Source organism: Bacteroides fragilis NCTC 9343, assembly GCF_000025985.1.
Classification (GTDB): domain Bacteria; phylum Bacteroidota; class Bacteroidia; order Bacteroidales; family Bacteroidaceae; genus Bacteroides; species Bacteroides fragilis.
In genome coordinates this window covers 4,658,256-4,680,745 of the sequence record NC_003228.3, presented here as the reverse complement: position 1 = coordinate 4,680,745, position 22,490 = coordinate 4,658,256, and the positions used below count along the sequence as shown (strand labels likewise).

The 22,490-nt window shown below is 42.2% G+C and carries 12 protein-coding genes, 1 rRNA gene, 1 pseudogene and 1 CRISPR repeat array; of the genes and pseudogenes, 13 read left to right on the top strand and 1 reads right to left on the bottom strand.

Features of this window, described 5'->3' with window-relative positions; translation table 11 throughout:
- Positions 1–44: 44 nt before the first annotated feature.
- The 7 genes from BF9343_RS19220 (at position 45) to BF9343_RS19190 (ending at position 9,860) form a co-directional block, all read left to right on the top strand.
- Positions 45–1,397 (top strand): TolC family protein, encoded by a 1,353-nt coding sequence (locus BF9343_RS19220; protein ID WP_032576421.1) that lies wholly within the window; start codon positions 45–47, stop codon positions 1,395–1,397.
- A 28-nt stretch (positions 1,398–1,425) separates the two neighbouring features.
- Positions 1,426–2,442 carry an efflux RND transporter periplasmic adaptor subunit gene (locus BF9343_RS19215; protein ID WP_005797650.1) on the top strand — a complete coding sequence of 339 codons (1,017 nt, stop codon included), beginning with the start codon at positions 1,426–1,428 and terminating at the stop codon, positions 2,440–2,442.
- A 100-nt stretch (positions 2,443–2,542) separates the two neighbouring features.
- Positions 2,543–5,701 (top strand): efflux RND transporter permease subunit, encoded by a 3,159-nt coding sequence (locus BF9343_RS19210; RefSeq protein ID WP_005804147.1) that lies wholly within the window; start codon positions 2,543–2,545, stop codon positions 5,699–5,701.
- 18 nt (positions 5,702–5,719) lie between these two features.
- The gene (locus BF9343_RS19205) at positions 5,720–6,013 is read left to right on the top strand and encodes a PG0541 family transporter-associated protein (RefSeq protein ID WP_005791607.1); all 294 of its coding nucleotides are present in this window, start codon (positions 5,720–5,722) and stop codon (positions 6,011–6,013) included.
- Between the two features lie 116 nt (positions 6,014–6,129).
- Complete coding sequence (locus tag BF9343_RS19200) at positions 6,130–7,503, top strand: SGNH/GDSL hydrolase family protein (protein ID WP_005791608.1); 1,374 nt, start codon at positions 6,130–6,132, stop codon at positions 7,501–7,503.
- A complete protein-coding gene (locus BF9343_RS19195) occupies positions 7,490–8,386 on the top strand; it encodes an SGNH/GDSL hydrolase family protein (RefSeq protein ID WP_005791610.1) in 897 nt (298 codons plus the stop codon). The genes BF9343_RS19200 and BF9343_RS19195 overlap by 14 nt, the downstream gene beginning before the upstream one ends.
- Positions 8,373–9,860, top strand: a complete 1,488-nt coding sequence (locus BF9343_RS19190; RefSeq protein WP_041926344.1) for an MBOAT family O-acyltransferase — start codon at positions 8,373–8,375, stop codon at positions 9,858–9,860. The genes BF9343_RS19195 and BF9343_RS19190 overlap by 14 nt, the downstream gene beginning before the upstream one ends.
- A 345-nt stretch (positions 9,861–10,205) precedes the next feature.
- Here BF9343_RS19190 and BF9343_RS24290 read toward each other — a convergent pair whose 3' ends face one another.
- Positions 10,206–10,418: a hypothetical protein gene (locus BF9343_RS24290; protein WP_010993660.1), complete on the bottom strand. Its 213-nt coding sequence runs from the start codon at positions 10,416–10,418 to the stop codon at positions 10,206–10,208.
- Here BF9343_RS24290 and BF9343_RS19180 point away from each other — a divergent pair.
- From BF9343_RS19180 to BF9343_RS19140, 6 genes and pseudogenes are all read left to right on the top strand, one after another.
- Positions 10,323–10,739, top strand: coding sequence for a transposase (locus BF9343_RS19180; protein ID WP_229091292.1), 417 nt, complete (start codon positions 10,323–10,325; stop codon positions 10,737–10,739). The genes BF9343_RS24290 and BF9343_RS19180 overlap by 96 nt on opposite strands.
- 77 nt (positions 10,740–10,816) lie before the next feature.
- Positions 10,817–15,127, top strand: coding sequence for a type II CRISPR RNA-guided endonuclease Cas9 (gene cas9 / locus BF9343_RS19175; protein WP_009293010.1), 4,311 nt, complete (start codon positions 10,817–10,819; stop codon positions 15,125–15,127).
- A gap of 15 nt (positions 15,128–15,142) precedes the next feature.
- A pseudogene (gene rhuM, locus BF9343_RS24045) lies at positions 15,143–16,042 on the top strand (RhuM family protein).
- Between the two features lie 119 nt (positions 16,043–16,161).
- Positions 16,162–17,094, top strand: a complete 933-nt coding sequence (cas1, locus tag BF9343_RS19160) for a type II CRISPR-associated endonuclease Cas1 (protein ID WP_005791628.1) — start codon at positions 16,162–16,164, stop codon at positions 17,092–17,094.
- A gap of 3 nt (positions 17,095–17,097) precedes the next feature.
- Positions 17,098–17,430 carry a CRISPR-associated endonuclease Cas2 gene (cas2, locus tag BF9343_RS19155; protein WP_010993659.1) on the top strand — a complete coding sequence of 111 codons (333 nt, stop codon included), beginning with the start codon at positions 17,098–17,100 and terminating at the stop codon, positions 17,428–17,430.
- 108 nt (positions 17,431–17,538) lie between these two features.
- Positions 17,539–19,576: a CRISPR direct-repeat array (repeat unit 47 nt; unit sequence GCTGTTTCCAATGGTTCAAAGATACTAATTTGAAAGCAAATCACAAC).
- A 1,366-nt stretch (positions 19,577–20,942) separates the two neighbouring features.
- Positions 20,943–22,471, top strand: a 16S ribosomal RNA gene (locus tag BF9343_RS19140).
- Positions 22,472–22,490: the final 19 nt, after the last annotated feature.

Genomic DNA, 22,490 nt, shown 5'->3' with positions numbered 1-22,490 from the left:
GAATAAAGAGATTCCCAAAGAAGATAAACAACTAAAATTATTGTATGAACAAAATGAAATGTTTCTTAAGCAAAAAGATGCTTTTGGCGGTGGTTGTACTGCTCTCGGTGGGTTATGTACAGGCACAGGAGGCAAAGGACATCGTGCTACTGACGCTTGACAAAGCACTGGAAATTGCATTGAGCGAAAACCCCACAATGAAAGTGGCCGGCCAAGAGATTCAGCTGAAAAAAGAGGCTAAGAAGGAGGCATACGGCGGACTATTTCCGGAGGTTTCATTGACGGGTTCTTACTCGCGGACACTAAAAAAACAGACAATGGTGATGGACTTTGGCGGAGAATCGCAGACCATCCAGGTAGGTTCGGACAACTCGTATAACGGAGGACTCAATGTGAGTCTCCCTGTATTTGCTCCGACGCTTTACAAGAGTATCAATCTGACCAAGACAGATGTGGAACTGGCTGTTGAAAAAGCACGCTCGTCGAAACTAGACTTGGTGAATCAGGTGACCAAGGCATATTATCAGTTGTTGTTGGCCCAGGACAGCTACAAAGTGCTCCTGCAGAGTTATGCGCAGGCAGAAGCCAACTATGAAGTGGTGAAAGCCAAATATGAGCAGGGAACGGTTAGCGAGTATGATAAGATACGCGCCGACGTACAGGTGCGTAGCCTGAAACCCTCGGTAGTATCTGCCGGTAACGGAGTGAATCTTGCCCGCTTGCAGTTGCAGGTACTGATGGGTATGGATACGGAGGTGGAAATTGCTGCCGATGGTAATCTGAAGGACTATGAAATGGTGATGTTCCGTCGTCAGATGGAAAGCAACCAGTTGAATCTGAATAACAACAGCGATTTGAAGCAGTTGGACTTAAATGCCGACTTGTTGAAGAAAACACTGGCTGTGCAGCGAACCAATTTCATGCCGACATTGGCTGCATCGTTCAACTATTCGTATACATCGCTGAATAATGACTTCAAGATGTCGCATTACAAGTGGTTCCCATATTCTACTGTCGGTCTGAGTCTGAGTATCCCTTTGTTTAAGGCAAGTAACTTTACGAAGGTAAAGCAAACTAAGATCCAGATGCAGCAACTGGCCGAGAACCGCATCAACGTATATCGCCAACTCACCATGCAAGCCACCAGTTATCTGGATAATATGGCTGCAAGTACCGAGCAGGTAGTCAGCAACAAAGAAGGAATCGTACAGGCGGAAAAAGGACGTTTGATAGCCCAAAAACGTTATGAAGTAGGTAAAGGGACTATCCTTGAATTGAACGATTCGGAAGTGGCGCTGACACAGGCCCAGTTGACTTACAACCAGTCTATCTACGACTATTTGGTTGCTAAGGCTGATCTCGATCAGGTATTGGGAAGAGAAGAAGTAACAGAGTAACTAAACACACAACAATTAAAATTTGAATATGAAAAGATGTTTCCAATTAGTAGCCCTGCTCGCCGTTGTGCTATTGGGCTCGTGCACTGGAGGAAAAGACAAAAGTGCTGCTGAAAAAACAGAGGAAAAGCCAAAAGTGAAATTGGCCGATGTGACAGCACGCCCGGTAGAACAGATACAGGAATACACGGCAACCGTAGAAGCTGAAGTGAAGAATAACATTGCTCCGTCATCACCGGTGCGTATTGATAAAATCTTTGTGGAAGTGGGCGATCATGTGTCCAAAGGCCAGAAACTAGTGCAGATGGATGCTGCCAACTTGAAACAGACTAAGCTGCAACTGGACAATCAGGAAGTGGAATTCAATCGTATCGATGAACTGTATAAGGTAGGTGGTGCTTCAAAATCGGAATGGGATGCTGCAAAGATGGCCTATGACGTGAAGAAAACTGCTTATCAGAACTTGTTGGAAAATACTTCTCTGCTGAGTCCTATCAGTGGGGTGGTAACTGCCCGCAATTACGATAGCGGCGATATGTATAGCGGTGGTAATCCGGTGCTGACCGTTGAAAAGATTACTCCGGTCAAACTTTTGATCAATGTATCCGAGGTTTACTTCACCAAGGTGAAGAAAGGTGCTCCCGTGAATGTGAAGCTCGATGTCTACGGTGATGAGGCTTTCGAAGGCAAGATCAGCTTGATTTATCCGACGATCGATCCGTCTACCCGTACATTCCAGGTGGAGATTCAATTGCCTAACCAGAATCAGAAAGTACGTCCGGGAATGTTTGCCCGTGCCAGCCTGAATTTTGGTACGGAAGAGAACGTCGTTGTTCCCGATTTGGCTATTGTGAAGCAAGCTGGTGCCGGCGACCGTTATGTGTATGTATACAAGGATGGAAAAGTGACATACAACAAAGTGGAACTGGGACGCCGCATGGGTACCGAGTATGAATTGAAATCCGGTGTACCCAATAATTCTCAGGTAGTCATTGCCGGTCAGACCCGATTGATCAACGGCACTGAGGTAGAGGTAGAAAAATAATGAATCAATGTAACCGTATGTTGTGTACAGCTTTATAAGTTGAAAGCTATACAATCCGATGACATACGGCGCATTATCCACATTTTAATAATTAGCAAAAATGAGTTTATACGAAGGAGCGGTAAAAAAACCGATTATGACCTCCCTCTGCTTCCTTGCAGTGGTGATTTTTGGTCTCTTCTCTTTGTCAAAATTACCTATCGACTTGTATCCGGACATCGATACAAATACGATTATGGTAATGACCGCCTATCCCGGAGCCAGTGCTTCGGATATAGAGAACAACGTGACTCGTCCGTTGGAGAATACGCTGAATGCTGTCAGTAACCTGAAGCATATCACCTCCCGTTCGTCTGAAAATATGTCTCTGATTACATTGGAGTTTGAATACGGTAATGATATCGACGTACTGACTAATGATGTGCGTGACAAGTTGGATATGGTCAGCTCGCAGCTTCCGGATGATGTGGAGAATCCCATCATCTTTAAGTTTAGCACCGACATGATTCCGATTGTGTTGCTGTCGGTACAGGCCAATGAAAGTCAGTCGGCACTTTATAAAATCCTGGACGATCGCGTTGTGAACCCGTTAGCACGTATTCCCGGTGTGGGTACGGTATCCATCAGTGGTGCTCCCCAACGTGAGATCCAGGTATATTGCGACCCCGGCAAACTGGAAGCCTATAATCTGACTATCGAAACAATCAGTTCGATTATCGGAGCCGAGAATAAGAATATTCCGGGCGGTAACTTCGATATCGGTAATGAGACCTATTCGTTGCGTGTCGAAGGAGAGTTTGACGATTCGCGACAATTGGAAGATGTTGTGGTGGGTAGCTACAATGGAGCGAATGTCTATCTGCGCGATGTGGCCCGCGTGGTCGATACCGTGGAGGAGCGTGCTCAGGAAACATATAATAATGGGGTAAAAGGAGCCATGATTGTGGTGCAGAAACAGTCGGGTGCCAACTCTGTGGATATTTCAAAGAAAGTGGCCGAGGCTTTACCGAAGTTGCAGAAGAATTTGCCGAGCGACGTGAAGCTCGGAGTGATTGTCGATACATCCGACAACATTCTCAACACCATCGACAGTTTGGCCGAAACCGTACTGTACGCCCTTTTGTTTGTAGTTATCGTGGTGTTCCTCTTCTTGGGACGCTGGCGTGCCACATTGATTATTTGTATTACTATTCCGCTTTCACTGATCGCCTCGTTTATTTACCTGGCAGTCACCGGAAATACAATTAATATTATCTCGCTTTCATCTCTCTCTATTGCCATCGGTATGGTGGTGGACGATGCGATTGTGGTACTCGAAAATGTGACTACCCATATCGAGCGCGGTTCTGATCCGAAACAGGCTGCCGTGCACGGAACGAATGAGGTGGCTATTTCCGTAATTGCCTCTACACTGACCATGATTGCAGTGTTCTTCCCACTGACAATGGTAAGCGGTATGTCGGGGGTGATGTTTAAGCAGTTGGGTTGGATGATGTGTGCCATCATGTTCATCTCTACAGTAGCTGCTTTGTCACTGACACCGATGCTCTGTTCGCAATTGTTACGTTTGCAGAAGAAACAGTCTAAGACTTTCAAACTTCTTTTCGGTCCTATTGAGAAAGGTTTGGATGCTCTGGATACAGGCTATGCCCGCATGTTGAATTGGGCGGTTCGCCATCGTCCGATTGTCATCTTCGGTTGTATCGTGTTCTTTGTGGTCAGCTTGTTCTGTGCCAAGAGTATCGGAACCGAGTTCTTCCCGGCACAGGATAATGCCCGTATCGCGGTTCAGTTGGAGTTGCCTATCGGAACACGCAAGGAGCTGGCACAGGAGGTCTCAGAGAAACTGACTAACCAGTGGCTCAATAAATACAAAGGTGTAATGACCGTATGTAACTATACCGTAGGTCAGGCCGACTCAGACAATACCTGGGCCTCTATGCAGGACAATGGTTCCCACATCATTTCGTTCAATATCAGTCTGGTCGATCCGGGAGATCGTGACATCAGCCTTGAACAAGTCTGCGACGAGATGCGTGAGGACCTGAAGAAATATCCGGAGTTCAGCAAAGCACAGGTGATCCTGGGTGGTAGCAACACGGGTATGTCTGCTCAGGCAAGTGCCGACTTCGAGGTATATGGTTATAGTATGGAAGAAACCGACAGTGTAGCTGCACGTTTGAAACGTGAACTGCTGAATGTGAAAGGTGTATCGGAAGTAAACATCAGCCGTAGTGATTATCAGCCGGAGTATCAGGTAGACTTCGATCGTGAGAAGCTGGCTTTGCACGGACTGAACCTGGCAACTGCCGGTAACTATCTGCGCAACCGTATCAATGGTGCCATTGCCTCCAAGTATCGTGAGGATGGAGACGAATACGATATCAAAGTGCGTTATGCACCGGAGTATCGTACCAGTATTGAAAGTATCGAGAACATTCTTATTTATAACAGTCGTGGCGAAGCCGTACGTGTGAAAGAGTTGGGTAAAGTTGTCGAGCGCTTTGCTCCTCCTACTATCGAACGTAAAGACCGCGAACGTATTGTGACCGTTTCGGCCGTTATCTCGGGCGAAGCGTTGGGTAATGTAGTGAATGCGGGTAATGCTATCATCGATAAGATGGATATTCCGTCGAACGTAACGATTCAGGTAGCCGGTTCGTACGAAGACCAGCAAGATTCGTTCCGCGACCTGGGTACGCTGGCTATTCTTATTGTGGTACTGGTGTTTATTGTGATGGCAGCACAGTTCGAATCATTGACTTATCCATTCATCATCATGTTCTCACTGCCGTTTGCCTTCAGTGGAGTGTTGATGGCCCTTTTCTTTACAAAGAGCACGCTGAGTGTAATGAGCCTCTTGGGAGCCATCATGTTGATCGGTATCGTTGTAAAGAATGGTATTGTACTTATCGACTACATCACTCTTTGCCGCGAACGTGGACTGGCTGTGCTCAACTCTGTCGTAACAGCAGGGAAGAGCCGTCTTCGTCCGGTATTGATGACCACTGCTACTACAGTTCTCGGTATGATCCCGATGGCAATTGGTGGTGGACAGGGTTCGGAGATGTGGAGCCCGATGGCGATTGCCGTAATCGGTGGTCTGACTGTTTCCACTATTCTGACTTTGGTCCTGATTCCTACTTTGTACTGCGTCTTTGCCGGTACAGGTATCAAGCATCAGCGTAAGGTATTGAGACGGAAACGTGAGCTGGAGGCTTACTTTGAAGAGCATAAAGATGAAATGATTAAGAAATAATAAAGAAGAAATCAAGATATGAAATCAGTATTAATCACATTCGATCAGGCTTATTACGAACGTATCATTGCTTTGCTGGACCGTTTGGGTTGTCGGGGCTTCACCTATTTGGAGCGTGTGCAGGGACGTGGTTCGAAGACCGGTGATCCGCATTTCGGCAGCCACGCCTGGCCTAGTATGTGTTCGGCCATCATAACGGTGGTGGATGACAAGAAGGTGGACCCGTTGCTGGATGCGTTGCATCGGATGGACATGCAGACAGAACAGCTCGGTCTGCGGGCTTTTGTCACTAACGTGGAGCGAAGCATTTAATCCTTTGCCTACACAGATAACATCAGAGGAGAATCTGCGTGAATTTCATGCAGATTCTCCTCTCTTTTTATGGGTTTTATCTATCTTTGCAACTTCTTATTAAATTAAGAGCGTGCATGAAAAATTATTTGAAATATTCGTTATGGCTGACATTGATCGTCCTGTTCGCATTAATTGGAATGCACTGGCTGCCTGCTATAACGATCGACGGACATACGATGAGGCGTGTCGATTTGCTGAGTGATGTCCGTATGCCTGAACCTGATAAAGATGAAGTAGTGGCAGACAGTCTGCCGCCGGTCCCGGTTGTGAAACCTGCATTTGTAGATACGTGCCGCAGCGGAATGACTTGTATCGAAGATTATAGTGACTCGACGATGCGAGGGATGACTCCTTTTTATCGTGCGCTGGACGAAATTCAGTCCAAAGGTCGCTTGGTCCGTATAGCTGTGTTCGGTGATTCCTTTATTGAGGCGGATATTTTCACAGCCGATCTGCGCGAGATGTTGCAGAAGCGTTTCGGCGGATGTGGTGTAGGCTTTGTCACCATAACTTCGATGACCAGCGGCTATCGTCCGACGGTACGTCATTCTTTTGGCGGATGGTCTAGTCATGCAGTGACCGACAGTGTTTACTTTGATAAAAAGAAACAAGGTATTTCCGGGCACTATTTTGTTCCCCGTGAAAGAGCTTACGTTGAACTTCGCGGACAAAATAAATATGCTTCTTTACTCGATACCTGCCAGATAGCATCCATCTTTTTCTATAATAAGGGCGAGGTCAATCTTTCTGTATGTGTCAACCGTGGGGAAGCTGAAGCGCGGGACTTTTCTACTACTGGTCGTTTGCAGCAGATGAAAGTGAATGGTCGTATCGGTTCGGTACGCTGGGATATCAATCGGGCAGATTCCACTTTGTTCTATGGGGTGGCAATGGACGGCACACAAGGAGTTGTTGTCGACAACTTCTCTTTGCGTGGTAGTTCAGGACTTTCCCTTCGCAGCATACCATCCAAAATGCTGCAAGAGTTTAATGCCCAGCGGCCTTATGATTTGATTATTCTGGAATATGGACTGAACGTTGCAACCGAACGCGGAAGAAACTACGACCCTTATAAGAAAGGACTTCTCACAGCCATTAACCACCTGAAAGAATGCTTTCCGCAGGCCGGTTTTCTTTTGTTGAGTGTGGGCGATCGTGACTATAAGACTGATACCGGTGAACTGCGAACAATGCCCGGAGTGAAGAATCTGATCCGCTACCAGCAGAATATAGCGGCAGAGAGTGGTATTGCTTTTTGGAACATGTTCGAGGCTATGGGAGGAGAGGGTAGTATGGCCGAGCTGGTGCATGCCAAGCCCTCTTTGGCTAATTATGATTATACACACATCAACTTCCGGGGTGGACGTCACTTGGCAGGACTACTATACGAAACATTGATTTATGGAAAAGAACAGTATGAAAGGAGAAAGGCCTATGAGGCTGAATAGATGGCTGGGGGTGTTGATCCTTTTGCTTTCCGGTGTTTGGTCGGTTCGGGCACAGGACCTTTTGCCAGCCTGTCCGCAGGTGGATAAAGGCACGAAGGCTTGTAAGCCGATGCGTGAACCGGGATCATTGGGGGATACTGTTTCGGTAAAAATTGTTTTTCCCGTAGCTTTCAAAGGTGTAGGGAGGAATGAGGTCGTGGATAGTCTTGGGATACTGGCTCCGGTGCTCGAACATTTGCGGCTGGTGCAAAACGGGAGTTCGGAAGATACTGTGCGCATTGTTCATATTGGTGACAGTCACATTCGCGGGCATATTTTTCCTCGTACTACCGGTGCCCGTCTGACCGAAACATTCGGAGCGATCTCCTATACGGATATGGGGGTGAACGGAGCCACTTGCCTGACTTTTACGCATCCCGACCGTATTGCAGCCATTGCAGCCCTGAAACCCGAACTATTAATACTTTCGTTTGGAACGAACGAAAGCCATAACCGAAAATACAATTCGAATGTACATTACCGGCAGATGGAGGAATTGCTTGAACTGTTGCATGACAGTCTGCCTGATGTTCCTATCCTGATGACTACGCCTCCGGGATCTTATGAAAGTTTCCGTCAACGTCGTCGGCGTCGCACATACGCTATTAATCCCCGAACGGTAACGGCAGTGAACACGATTCATGATTTTGCCCGCCGCCATAAACTGGTGGTGTGGGATATGTATAATGTTGTGGGCGGAAGCCTGCGCGCCTGCAAGAACTGGTCAGACGCCCAATTAATGCGTCCGGATCACGTACATTATCTGCCTGAAGGCTATACGCTTCAGGGAGAATTATTATATGAAGCCATTATTAAAGCCTATAATGAATATGTTTCCCATTGATATTGATTTCAGCCGCCTGTTGGAGGCTTTCAAATATAATCCGGATGCGCCGATGATATTCAGCAGCGGAATTTTTCTTTGGCTGTTCGCTGCGTTTATGGTAATCTATACACTGTTGCAACATCGCAATACGGCACGGATTCTGTTTGTTGCTCTTTTCTCCTATTATTTTTATTACAAGAGTAGTGGAACCTATTTTTTCCTGTTGGCCATCGTTACTGTTACCGATTTTGTGATAGCCTGGCTGATGGATCGAACCGATGTCCGCTGGAAACGTAAGTTTTGTGTGGTACTCAGTGTATCGGTCAATTTGGGATTACTCTGCTACTTTAAATATACCAATTTTCTGGGTGGGGTCATTGCCTCGCTGATGGGAGGGGAGTTTACGGCACTTGACATCTTTTTGCCTGTCGGCATCTCCTTTTTCACATTCCAGTCGTTAAGCTACACCATTGATGTCTATAGGGAAGAGATCAAACCTTTGACCAGTCTGCTGGATTATGCCTTTTATGTCTCTTTCTTTCCACAGTTGGTGGCCGGGCCCATTGTCCGGGCACGTGATTTTATTCCGCAAATTCGTAAACCGCTCTATGTGTCGCAGGAAATGTTCGGCAGGGGTATCTTTCTTATTGTGGCAGGTTTGTTCAAGAAAGCGGTTATCTCCGATTACATAAGTATTAACTTTGTTGAGCGTATTTTTGATAACCCGACACTCTATTCGGGAGTCGAGAACCTGATGGGGCTTTATGGTTATGCTTTGCAGATTTATTGTGATTTTTCAGGATATAGTGATATGGCAATCGGCATTGCTCTTTTACTTGGTTTCCATTTCAATTTGAACTTTAATTCTCCGTATAAATCAGCGTCGATCACTGAGTTCTGGAGACGTTGGCATATTTCTTTGTCGAGTTGGTTACGCGACTATCTTTATATTTCTTTGGGAGGTAACCGTCACGGGAAGTTCCGTCAATACCTCAATCTGATTATTACCATGTTCCTTGGTGGACTATGGCATGGGGCTTCATGGAATTTTGTGCTTTGGGGTACTTTTCACGGAGTGGCACTTGCTCTTCATAAAGCATGGATGTCCATTATTGGGCGTAAAAAGGGGGAGACCAGTCACGGTATTCGCCGGGTATTGGGTGTTATCATTACTTTCCACTTTGTCTGCTTTTGTTGGATTTTCTTCCGTAATGCTGACTTTCACAATTCGATGGACATGCTGAATCAGATTTTTACTGCTTTCCGTCCACAGCTTTTCCCACAACTGATAGAAGGGTATTGGCGGGTATTTGCACTGATGGCAGTTGGTTTCCTGCTCCATTTTGCTCCGGATAGTTGGGAAAATGCCGTTTGCCGTGGAGTGATCAAGCTTCCTTTCTTAGGTAAAGCTATTGTAATGGTGGCTATGATTTATCTGGTCATCCAGATGAAGAGCAGTGAGATTCAGCCGTTCATCTATTTCCAGTTCTAGTAGTTATCGCCTTTACTTCTTGAAAGTATTTTAGCTTATTTTGATCTTGTCAATATGCAGGAAAGTCCTAGTGATGTTGTTATTTATTTTGAATAGAAGAATGTTATTCCTGAGCAATATTCTGGACGGGAAACCTGCAACAAGAGATTCTATGATCTTGTCGTTGTTCAAGATTTCCCTCTTTGCAGTAAAAAAAACTCTGAATATCCGTTGTCGTCACAGGATTTTGAAGCAGAGTAATCAGTACATCAACCGTAACTGGCGTATGGTGGCTGAAGGTATCCGTATGGCACAGTATTTATTTTGCGTCTTTTTTATAAAAGAGTTATATTGATAATTATCCGGTTAGTTGTAAGTTATTGAGGATTTCGTATAACGTTGACGGTGTTCTTCCGAAGCAGTAATACCGCAATCATTAGTGGTTATCTTCACTGGGATCAGTTTACCCATGCACAGGATTAGCTGCTTTTTGAAAAGAATATCGGTGCTTACGTCTGTATTGATAAAGTTGCCCTTTCGCGCGGTGAACTCTCCATACTCAGCAACAAGGCTTCCCATGGTGGCAAAGGCAGTATTGTCGCCATAATAAGAGGTATGGATATCTATATGGTAAGCTCTGTGTTATTCAGACTGTCCCGTCGTCGTTATCAAGTGCGTGACATCAAATTGGATATGACTCCCAATATGGAGCAGATTGTTCGTAGTTGCTTTCCTACCGCCAAACGAGTTATTGACCGTTTCCACAAGAAACTGGCTTATGAAGCTGTTCTGGAGACTTTAGTAGCACAAAAAAGGACGAGGCAAATGCCCCATCCTAAATGTTTTCACAACGGAATAGTCCTTATTGTGATTTGCTTCAAATTAGTGACCCAAAGATAATGAATAATTTTTATTATCATGTTTATTTATGGAAAAATATTAATATATTTGGGGTGTTGTGATAAAATGAGTTAAGTATGAAAAGGATATTGGGATTGGATTTGGGTACTAATAGTATCGGTTGGGCATTGGTGAACGAGGCGGAAAATAAAGACGAGAGATCGTCAATTGTTAAGCTTGGTGTGAGAGTAAATCCTCTGACAGTAGATGAATTGACCAACTTCGAGAAAGGAAAGAGTATTACGACTAACGCAGATAGAACACTTAAGAGAGGAATGAGGCGTAATCTACAACGTTACAAACTTCGTCGTGAAACTTTGACGGAAGTGTTGAAAGAACACAAATTGATAACAGAAGATACAATACTTTCGGAAAATGGTAACCGAACAACTTTTGAGACATACCGATTAAGGGCGAAGGCGGTAACAGAGGAAATCTCGTTGGAAGAGTTTGCGCGTGTATTGCTCATGATTAACAAGAAACGGGGTTATAAAAGTAGCAGGAAAGCAAAGGGAGTGGAAGAAGGTACGTTGATTGACGGTATGGATATAGCTCGTGAACTTTATAACAATAACCTTACACCTGGTGAATTATGCCTGCAACTTCTTGATGCTGGTAAGAAATTTTTGCCCGATTTTTATCGTTCTGATTTGCAGAATGAACTTGACAGAATTTGGGAAAAACAAAAAGAATATTATCCGGAGATTCTTACTGATGTATTAAAAGAAGAGTTGAGAGGGAAAAAACGTGATGCTGTTTGGGCTATTTGTGCCAAATATTTCGTTTGGAAAGAAAACTATACGGAATGGAACAAAGAGAAAGGCAAAACAGAACAACAAGAAAGAGAACATAAGTTGGAAGGTATTTATAGTAAACGGAAAAGGGATGAAGCGAAAAGAGAGAATCTGCAATGGCGGGTAAATGGTTTGAAGGAAAAGTTGTCGTTGGAACAATTGGTTATTGTTTTCCAAGAAATGAATACCCAAATCAATAACTCAAGCGGTTATCTCGGCGCAATCAGTGATAGGAGTAAGGAGTTGTACTTCAATAAACAGACTGTCGGGCAGTATCAAATGGAAATGCTGGATAAGAATCCCAATGCGAGCTTGCGAAATATGGTATTCTATCGCCAAGATTATTTGGATGAGTTTAATATGCTTTGGGAAAAGCAAGCTGTATATCATAAAGAACTGACAGAGGAACTGAAAAAAGAAATCCGTGATATTATCATTTTCTATCAACGCAGACTGAAGAGTCAGAAAGGATTAATCGGTTTTTGCGAGTTTGAAAGTCGGCAGATAGAGGTAGATATAGATGGTAAGAAAAAGATTAAAACTGTAGGTAATAGGGTGATATCCCGTTCTTCTCCCTTGTTTCAAGAATTTAAAATATGGCAGATATTAAACAATATAGAAGTAACTGTTGTCGGAAAGAAAAGGAAACGAAGAAAACTGAAGGAGAATTATTCTGCTCTTTTTGAGGAACTTAACGATGCGGAACAATTAGAACTGAATGGTAGCCGTCGTTTATGTCAAGAAGAAAAAGAATTGCTTGCCCAAGAACTTTTTATTCGTGATAAGATGACGAAGTCTGAAGTTTTAAAATTGTTGTTTGATAATCCACAAGAATTGGATTTAAATTTTAAAACGATTGATGGTAATAAAACGGGATATGCGTTGTTTCAGGCCTACAGTAAAATGATTGAGATGTCTGGGCATGAACCAGTTGACTTCAAGAAACCGGTTGAGAAGGTTGTTGAGTATATAAAAGCAGTCTTTGATCTTCTTAATTGGAATACGGACATTCTAGGTTTCAACTCGAATGAAGAGTTAGACAATCAGCCTTATTACAAACTCTGGCATTTATTGTATTCTTTTGAGGGGGACAATACACCAACAGGAAACGGTCGTTTGATTCAAAAGATGACAGAACTATATGGCTTTGAAAAAGAATATGCTACTATACTAGCAAATGTTTCTTTTCAAGATGATTATGGCAGTCTGAGCGCGAAGGCTATTCATAAGATTCTACCTCATTTGAAAGAAGGTAATCGGTATGATGTGGCTTGTGTATATGCCGGATACAGGCATTCAGAATCGTCATTAACCAGGGAAGAGATAGCAAATAAGGTGTTGAAAGACAGACTTATGCTTCTTCCCAAGAATAGTTTGCACAATCCTGTGGTGGAAAAGATTCTGAATCAGATGGTAAACGTTATTAATGTCATTATAGACATTTACGGTAAACCGGATGAAATACGTGTAGAACTTGCTCGTGAGTTGAAGAAGAATGCCAAAGAGCGTGAAGAACTGACTAAATCTATTGCACAAACTACCAAAGCGCATGAGGAATATAAGACACTTTTACAGACTGAGTTTGGTTTAACCAATGTAAGCCGTACTGATATTTTGCGTTACAAACTTTACAAAGAGTTAGAGTCGTGTGGGTATAAAACACTTTATTCTAATACGTATATTTCACGAGAAAAACTGTTTAGTAAAGAATTTGATATTGAACATATCATTCCGCAAGCACGGCTTTTCGATGATAGTTTTTCTAATAAAACACTTGAAGCTCGTAGTGTAAATATTGAAAAAGGGAATAAAACAGCGTATGATTTTGTGAAAGAAAAATTTGGTGAAAGCGGAGCTGACAATAGTTTAGAACACTATTTAAATAATATCGAAGACTTGTTTAAGTCGGGGAAAATATCGAAAACAAAATACAATAAACTGAAAATGGCTGAGCAGGATATTCCTGACGGCTTTATTGAACGTGACCTACGTAATACGCAGTATATTGCCAAAAAGGCTTTGTCCATGTTGAATGAAATTTCGCATCGTGTGGTTGCTACAAGTGGATCAGTAACTGACAAGTTGCGTGAAGATTGGCAATTGATTGATGTGATGAAAGAATTGAACTGGGAAAAGTATAAGGCATTAGGTCTGGTTGAATATTTTGAAGATAGAGATGGAAGGCAAATAGGTAGAATCAAGGATTGGACGAAACGGAATGATCATCGTCATCATGCGATGGATGCGTTGACGGTAGCATTTACAAAGGATGTATTCATTCAGTATTTTAATAACAAAAATGCCAGTCTGGATCCTAATGCAAATGAGCATGCAATAAAGAACAAATATTTTCAAAATGGCAGAGCGATTGCGCCCATGCCATTGAGAGAGTTTCGCGCAGAAGCTAAAAAGCATCTGGAAAATACTTTGATTTCGATTAAAGCGAAGAACAAGGTCATTACGGGTAATATTAACAAGACAAGGAAAAAGGGTGGCGTGAACAAGAATATGCAACAGACACCACGTGGGCAGTTGCATTTAGAAACAATCTATGGTAGTGGCAAGCAATATCTGACAAAAGAAGAAAAGGTTAATGCTTCGTTTGATATGAGAAAAATTGGAACTGTAAGCAAGTCAGCTTATAGGGATGCATTGTTGAAACGTTTGTATGAAAATGATAATGATCCGAAGAAAGCGTTTGCCGGTAAGAATTCGCTGGATAAACAGCCCATATGGTTAGATAAGGAACAAATGAGGAAAGTGCCTGAAAAAGTGAAAATTGTAACACTTGAAGCGATTTATACTATACGTAAGGAAATCTCTCCTGATTTAAAAGTTGATAAGGTAATAGATGTAGGTGTCCGTAAAATACTAATTGACAGATTAAACGAGTATGGCAATGATGCAAAAAAAGCATTCTCCAATCTTGATAAAAATCCTATTTGGCTGAATAAAGAGAAAGGTATATCTATTAAGCGAGTTACAATTTCAGGAATCAGTAATGCGCAGTCATTACATGTGAAAAAGGATAAGGACGGTAAACCTATATTGGATGAGAATGGTAGAAATATTCCTGTGGATTTTGTTAATACAGGCAATAATCATCATGTGGCAGTTTATTATAGACCAGTTATAGATAAGAGGGGACAATTAGTGGTTGACGAAGCTGGCAATCCCAAGTATGAACTGGAGGAAGTTGTGGTTAGTTTCTTTGAAGCAGTGACAAGGGCAAATCTTGGTCTGCCGATTATTGACAAGGATTATAAAACGACTGAAGGCTGGCAATTCCTTTTCAGTATGAAACAAAACGAGTATTTTGTTTTTCCAAATGAAAAGACTGGATTTAATCCGAAAGAGATCGATTTACTTGATGTGGAGAATTATGGGTTGATAAGTCCTAATTTGTTTAGGGTACAGAAATTCTCTCTTAAGAATTATGTTTTTAGACACCATCTAGAAACAACAATTAAGGATACAAGTTCTATTTTGAGAGGTATTACATGGATAGATTTTCGTAGCTCAAAAGGCCTGGACACTATTGTTAAAGTCCGTGTTAATCACATCGGCCAGATAGTGTCGGTAGGAGAATATTAATATAATGAATGATTTATGGACAAAAACAATAATAATCCTCCAATTCCATCTGATTTCTTTCTCTATAAAAACAGCAATGGAGAGGTGAAAGTCGAAATCTATATTTTTAATGAGACGGTTTGGCTACCGCAAGACAAGATCGCACAATTGTTTGGAGTGGACAGAAGCATAGTAACTGAACATCTGAAGAATGTATATAAAAGCGGGGAATTATCAAAAGGGGTAACTTGTGCAATTTTTGCACAAGTTCAAATCGAAGGCACAGGGCAGGTCACAAGACAGATTGAGTTTTACAATCTCGACGCTATCTTATCCGTAGGCTACCGTGTCAACAGTATTCAAGCCACACAATTTGGAATTTGGGCGAACAGTGTGCTGAAAGAATATCTGATTAAGGGGGGTGCCATGAACGATGAGCGATTGAAGAATCCGCAAATGTTGTTTGGTAAGGATTATTTCGAAGAACAGTTAGCCCGTATTCGTGACATTCGTGGCAACGAACAACGCTTCTATCAGAAAATAACCGATATTTATTCGTAATGCAGTGCCGACTATGAAGCGGGTAGCGATGTTACTAAGAAGTTTTTTGCAATTGTTCAGAATAAGTTGCATTGGGCAATTTCCAGGCAAACGGCGGTTGAGATTATTGTTTCTCGTGTGGACGCTGATAAGCCTAATATGGCATTAACTACTTGGAAGAATGCACCCAACGGAATGATACGCAATCCGGATGTTTCTATTGCAAAGAACTATCTCAATGAAATGGAAATGGATGATTTGAACCGCATTGTTTCGATGTATTTGGATTATGCGGAGCGTCAAGCAAAAAAAAGGACAAGTGATGTACACGAGAGATTGGGTGAAAAAGTTGGACGCATTTTTGCAGTTCAACGAATAAGCCGTCCTACAACATAGCGGACGGGTGAGCTATGAGATTGCCAAGGCATTAGCGGAACAGGAATATGACAAATTCCATGTTAGACAACTTCAGAGCTACAAATTGAACTTTGACAAACTTTTAAAAGGAATGAGTCATGATTAAGAAAACACTTTATTTCGGAAATCCGGTTTATCTATCGTTACGAAATGCGCAGCTAGTTATTAAACTGCCTGATGTAGAAAAAGCAACGGTTTTGCCGGAAACGTTGAAAAAGCAGGCGGAAGTAACGAAACCTATAGAGGATATTGGAATCGTCGTGTTGGATAACAAGCAGATAACTATCACTTCCGGTGTGCTGGAGGCTTTGCTTGAGAACAACTGTTCCGTAATCACTTGTGATAGCAGGAGTATGCCAGTCGGATTAATGCTTCCTCTTTATGGAAATACTACGCAGAATGAGCGTTTTCGTAAACAATTGGATACTTCGCTTCCTTTGAAGAAACAACTCTGGCAACAAACTATTCAAGCGAAAATCAACAATCAGGCATCTGTGCTTAAAGATTGTATGGACGAGGAAGTAAAGTGTATGCGTATTTGGGCTACCAATGTGCGTAGTGGCGATCCTGACAATTTGGAAGCACGCGCTGCTGCATATTATTGGAAGTCTTTATTCTCAGATGTTGATAGTTTCACTCGGGAACGTGAGGGAATTCCTCCCAACAACTTGTTAAACTATGGATATGCCATTCTTCGTGCGGTGGTGGCGCGTGGGTTGGTAATAAGCGGGTTGCTTCCTACGTTGGGTATCCATCATCACAATCGCTACAACGCTTATTGTTTGGCGGACGATATAATGGAACCTTATCGTCCTTATGTGGATGAGTTAGTGTTTAGTTTGATACAAGAGTATGGAAAAAATGCGGAGTTGACAAAAGAGATGAAAACTCGATTACTGACTGTTCCGACATTAGAAGTGATAATTGGAGGTAAGCGCAGTCCGTTGATGGTTGCGGTAGGGCAAACTACTGCTTCACTTTATAAATGTTTCAATGGAGAGCTTCGGAGAATTTCCTATCCCGAACGATAGATTATGGATCGTTTTAATGAATATCGTATTATGTGGGTGCTTGTTCTTTTTGATTTGCCAACTGAGACTAAGAAAGAAAAAAAGGCTTATGCCGATTTCAGAAAGAATCTACAAAAGGATGGTTTTACGATGTTTCAGTTTTCCATTTATGTGCGTCATTGTGGCAGTAGTGAGAATGCAGCAGTACATATAAAAAGAGTTAAATCATTTCTCCCAGAATTTGGGCATGTCGGAATCATGTGTATTACAGATAAACAATTTGGAGATATAGAGCTTTTTTATGGAAAGAAAGTGCAAGATGTCAATACGCCGGGACAGCAATTGGAGTTGTTCTAGAATACAAAATCTCGCATTAATGCGAGATTTTGTGTTGGAAACAGTCTTCTTTTTCTTTTTTCTAATTTATTCTTAACTTGTTGAAGAACATTATGTTATGCGGAGTAAGCTGTTTCCAATGGTTCAAAGATACTAATTTGAAAGCAAATCACAACTGGTGAATGCCACACAAATGGCTAAGTCTGCTGTTTCCAATGGTTCAAAGATACTAATTTGAAAGCAAATCACAACCATTTCATTAATCACCTCTTTAAGACACTGCTGTTTCCAATGGTTCAAAGATACTAATTTGAAAGCAAATCACAACATGTGCATATTCTGCGTTATAACTAAGCAGCTGTTTCCAATGGTTCAAAGATACTAATTTGAAAGCAAATCACAACTTGAGAAATGCTAATAAAAGGTTAAAAGAGCTGTTTCCAATGGTTCAAAGATACTAATTTGAAAGCAAATCACAACTCTAATATTGTCGGTTCTGTTACTAAGTTTGCTGTTTCCAATGGTTCAAAGATACTAATTTGAAAGCAAATCACAACGCTTTTAATGAAGTGTTTAAACCGCAAGAAGCTGTTTCCAATGGTTCAAAGATACTAATTTGAAAGCAAATCACAACGATATTGTTGCTGCTCTTCGAGAGTTGGAGGCTGTTTCCAATGGTTCAAAGATACTAATTTGAAAGCAAATCACAACTAACCTGAGCAGCATAGTTTTGACCATTCGGCTGTTTCCAATGGTTCAAAGATACTAATTTGAAAGCAAATCACAACACTCAGAGATAGTGTCTGATAGTTCTGTTGCTGTTTCCAATGGTTCAAAGATACTAATTTGAAAGCAAATCACAACGTCAGTGGTAATATGCCAGTTCTTTATGCGCTGTTTCCAATGGTTCAAAGATACTAATTTGAAAGCAAATCACAACCTGTATAAGATTGAATATTCCTATCCTTAGCTGTTTCCAATGGTTCAAAGATACTAATTTGAAAGCAAATCACAACACCTGACCGTTGCACTTTCGGGTCAATTGAGCTGTTTCCAATGGTTCAAAGATACTAATTTGAAAGCAAATCACAACTTAGGATTACGAGTAAAAAGTTCAACAGTGCTGTTTCCAATGGTTCAAAGATACTAATTTGAAAGCAAATCACAACTACCCAATTGCGCAGATATTTGAATGGTTTGCTGTTTCCAATGGTTCAAAGATACTAATTTGAAAGCAAATCACAACCGGTACGCCAACTGGAATAAAGATTTGTGGGCTGTTTCCAATGGTTCAAAGATACTAATTTGAAAGCAAATCACAACTTATTCGAGAGATGCAGCGCATTGTTAAGAGCTGTTTCCAATGGTTCAAAGATACTAATTTGAAAGCAAATCACAACTTCTGCAACAATCGTACAGATTCCCAAGACGCTGTTTCCAATGGTTCAAAGATACTAATTTGAAAGCAAATCACAACTGCGGAATCCGCTTTTGACGAGGTATTTAAGCTGTTTCCAATGGTTCAAAGATACTAATTTGAAAGCAAATCACAACGTACACGCTTTTATGACTCTTACAATAACGCTGTTTCCAATGGTTCAAAGATACTAATTTGAAAGCAAATCACAACCCCGGCGATAAGGTCGAAATTTCGCAGGATGCTGTTTCCAATGGTTCAAAGATACTAATTTGAAAGCAAATCACAACAGTATTGGAATCTGATTCGTGATGGTTCTGCTGTTTCCAATGGTTCAAAGATACTAATTTGAAAGCAAATCACAACTTCGTTGCCGTTCGCTCCCCCGCCGCTATCGCTGTTTCCAATGGTTCAAAGATACTAATTTGAAAGCAAATCACAACGTGACTACCACTACTAAGGTATCCGGCAAAGCTGTTTCCAATGGTTCAAAGATACTAATTTGAAAGCAAATCACAACTCTCAGGGCATGAAGGATTGGGGTAATTGCGCTGTTTCCAATGGTTCAAAGATACTAATTTGAAAGCAAATCACAACTGATTGATCAAATAGCAGATGCCAAATCAGCTGTTTCCAATGGTTCAAAGATACTAATTTGAAAGCAAATCACAACATACTTGCTACATTTGCATATCTTCGAATCGCTGTTTCCAATGGTTCAAAGATACTAATTTGAAAGTAAATCATAACGCATCGCTTTGTCTTCATCAGATAGTATATGCTGTTTATGATGGTGTAGATAATAATTAAAAAGTACTCTACTTAGTAATTGAAAAGTATGCTACTAAGTGTATCTGATTAGACGGTTTAAATATAGTTACCATTAGAAGCTGTTTCGAATTGTGAATAACCATTTAATAGATTGTTTATCGGTTTGTTAATTGGATAATATTTTGTAATTTGTCCTTTGGTCTTTAACAGTAAGCTCCTCCCGCTTCCATTCCCAACCTTGCTTTTTAAAATTCCCTGCCCCCATACTTGCTTTAATCACAACTATCCCTTTCGGACCAGCACTTATCCCTTTTCCCAGAAAATACTCCCTTTTTCTCTATTTTCTTCATCCTCAATACTTTCTCTCCTTTTGTTTTTCCTCTTCCTATAACTTGATTTAACCCTCTGTTAAATCAAACCTTTTGTTTCCAAATAACAAGTCTTTTCGAAGCCAAAGCTTTGTTCTTTCCGCCCCTGAAATAAATGTCTCCCCAACTGCATTAACAATGTTAACGCGGTCTTCCATTCAATTCCCGTTCAGCCCTCGTTTGATTTCCCGTCCAACTCCCGTCAATTCCCTACCTGTTTTTCAGTTTATCTCTCTCCCAATCCCAATTCCTTCCGCGATATTCTTCCTCGAAACATCCCTTTTCCTCCCGCAAACACTTCTCCTTCCCCCTTTCTCGGCAAATCCCCTTTTCCCTCTCCCCTATAAATTTCCCCTATATAATATAATAATGTGTCCCTTTCCTTCCCCGACCTTTCCCTTTTCCATAATCAATTATCAGAACCTTCCTCTCCCTCAGCCCTTTACGTTTTTATTCAATTTTTTTTCAAAAAAATCCCCTTTTATATTTGTCTCTTATCTCCTAATGCCTTACTTTTGCATCCGCTTTCCAAGAGACGGACAGCATTTAATTTTGACATGTTGCAACGGCGTAGGACGTGCCTTACAGAATAACAAAAATAATTTTCTTTTTATTTGGATCATTATTATAAAAGTCGTTATCTTTGCAGTCCGATTCGCAGAGCGAGGGCCTTTGGCTGTCTTTTCTTTCCCTTTCGCACAGAGAGGCTTGGAAATAAAAGGCGGGCATTGAAAAAAAACTTCCCAAAACATTTGGCAGTTTAAAATAAACCCCTTACCTTTGCACCCGCTTTTGAAACGAAGCAGAATTTAAAAAGAAGAGTTCTTTGAAACATTGATAAACAATACAAGTAGTACAAGTCAAATTTAGAACCGTCAATACTTATTATATAGGTATATAAAAATGACCGTCAATAAATTTTCGACATCCTGAACAGAGCTAATATCATCCCTTATGGGATATATAACAATACTTTTACAATGAAGAGTTTGATCCTGGCTCAGGATGAACGCTAGCTACAGGCTTAACACATGCAAGTCGAGGGGCATCAGGAAGAAAGCTTGCTTTCTTTGCTGGCGACCGGCGCACGGGTGAGTAACACGTATCCAACCTGCCCTTTACTCGGGGATAGCCTTTCGAAAGAAAGATTAATACCCGATAGCATAATGATTCCGCATGGTTTCATTATTAAAGGATTCCGGTAAAGGATGGGGATGCGTTCCATTAGGTTGTTGGTGAGGTAACGGCTCACCAAGCCTTCGATGGATAGGGGTTCTGAGAGGAAGGTCCCCCACATTGGAACTGAGACACGGTCCAAACTCCTACGGGAGGCAGCAGTGAGGAATATTGGTCAATGGGCGCTAGCCTGAACCAGCCAAGTAGCGTGAAGGATGAAGGCTCTATGGGTCGTAAACTTCTTTTATATAAGAATAAAGTGCAGTATGTATACTGTTTTGTATGTATTATATGAATAAGGATCGGCTAACTCCGTGCCAGCAGCCGCGGTAATACGGAGGATCCGAGCGTTATCCGGATTTATTGGGTTTAAAGGGAGCGTAGGTGGACTGGTAAGTCAGTTGTGAAAGTTTGCGGCTCAACCGTAAAATTGCAGTTGATACTGTCAGTCTTGAGTACAGTAGAGGTGGGCGGAATTCGTGGTGTAGCGGTGAAATGCTTAGATATCACGAAGAACTCCGATTGCGAAGGCAGCTCACTGGACTGCAACTGACACTGATGCTCGAAAGTGTGGGTATCAAACAGGATTAGATACCCTGGTAGTCCACACAGTAAACGATGAATACTCGCTGTTTGCGATATACAGTAAGCGGCCAAGCGAAAGCATTAAGTATTCCACCTGGGGAGTACGCCGGCAACGGTGAAACTCAAAGGAATTGACGGGGGCCCGCACAAGCGGAGGAACATGTGGTTTAATTCGATGATACGCGAGGAACCTTACCCGGGCTTAAATTGCAGTGGAATGATGTGGAAACATGTCAGTGAGCAATCACCGCTGTGAAGGTGCTGCATGGTTGTCGTCAGCTCGTGCCGTGAGGTGTCGGCTTAAGTGCCATAACGAGCGCAACCCTTATCTTTAGTTACTAACAGGTTATGCTGAGGACTCTAGAGAGACTGCCGTCGTAAGATGTGAGGAAGGTGGGGATGACGTCAAATCAGCACGGCCCTTACGTCCGGGGCTACACACGTGTTACAATGGGGGGTACAGAAGGCAGCTAGCGGGTGACCGTATGCTAATCCCAAAATCCTCTCTCAGTTCGGATCGAAGTCTGCAACCCGACTTCGTGAAGCTGGATTCGCTAGTAATCGCGCATCAGCCACGGCGCGGTGAATACGTTCCCGGGCCTTGTACACACCGCCCGTCAAGCCATGGGAGCCGGGGGTACCTGAAGTACGTAACCGCAAGGATCGTCCTAGGGTAAAACTGGTGACTGGGGCTAAGTCGTAACAAGGTAGCCGTACCGGAAGGTGCGGCTGGAACACCTCCTTTCTGGAGCGATGTTGAAAAC

Bases quoted from the DNA above. Each gene is read 5' to 3' on its own strand.
- BF9343_RS19220 (WP_032576421.1), top strand. From the start codon at position 45: ATGAACAAAATGAAATGTTTCTTAAGCAAAAAGATGCTTTTGGCGGTG.
- BF9343_RS19215 (WP_005797650.1), top strand. From the start codon at position 1,426: ATGAAAAGATGTTTCCAATTAGTAGCCCTGCTCGCCGTTGTGCTATTG.
- BF9343_RS19210 (WP_005804147.1), top strand. From the start codon at position 2,543: ATGAGTTTATACGAAGGAGCGGTAAAAAAACCGATTATGACCTCCCTC.
- BF9343_RS19205 (WP_005791607.1), top strand. From the start codon at position 5,720: ATGAAATCAGTATTAATCACATTCGATCAGGCTTATTACGAACGTATC.
- BF9343_RS19200 (WP_005791608.1), top strand. From the start codon at position 6,130: ATGAAAAATTATTTGAAATATTCGTTATGGCTGACATTGATCGTCCTG.
- BF9343_RS19195 (WP_005791610.1), top strand. From the start codon at position 7,490: ATGAGGCTGAATAGATGGCTGGGGGTGTTGATCCTTTTGCTTTCCGGT.
- BF9343_RS19190 (WP_041926344.1), top strand. From the start codon at position 8,373: ATGTTTCCCATTGATATTGATTTCAGCCGCCTGTTGGAGGCTTTCAAA.
- BF9343_RS24290 (WP_010993660.1), bottom strand. From the start codon at position 10,418: ATGGGAAGCCTTGTTGCTGAGTATGGAGAGTTCACCGCGCGAAAGGGC.
- cas9 (WP_009293010.1), top strand. From the start codon at position 10,817: ATGAAAAGGATATTGGGATTGGATTTGGGTACTAATAGTATCGGTTGG.
- cas1 (WP_005791628.1), top strand. From the start codon at position 16,162: ATGATTAAGAAAACACTTTATTTCGGAAATCCGGTTTATCTATCGTTA.
- cas2 (WP_010993659.1), top strand. From the start codon at position 17,098: ATGGATCGTTTTAATGAATATCGTATTATGTGGGTGCTTGTTCTTTTT.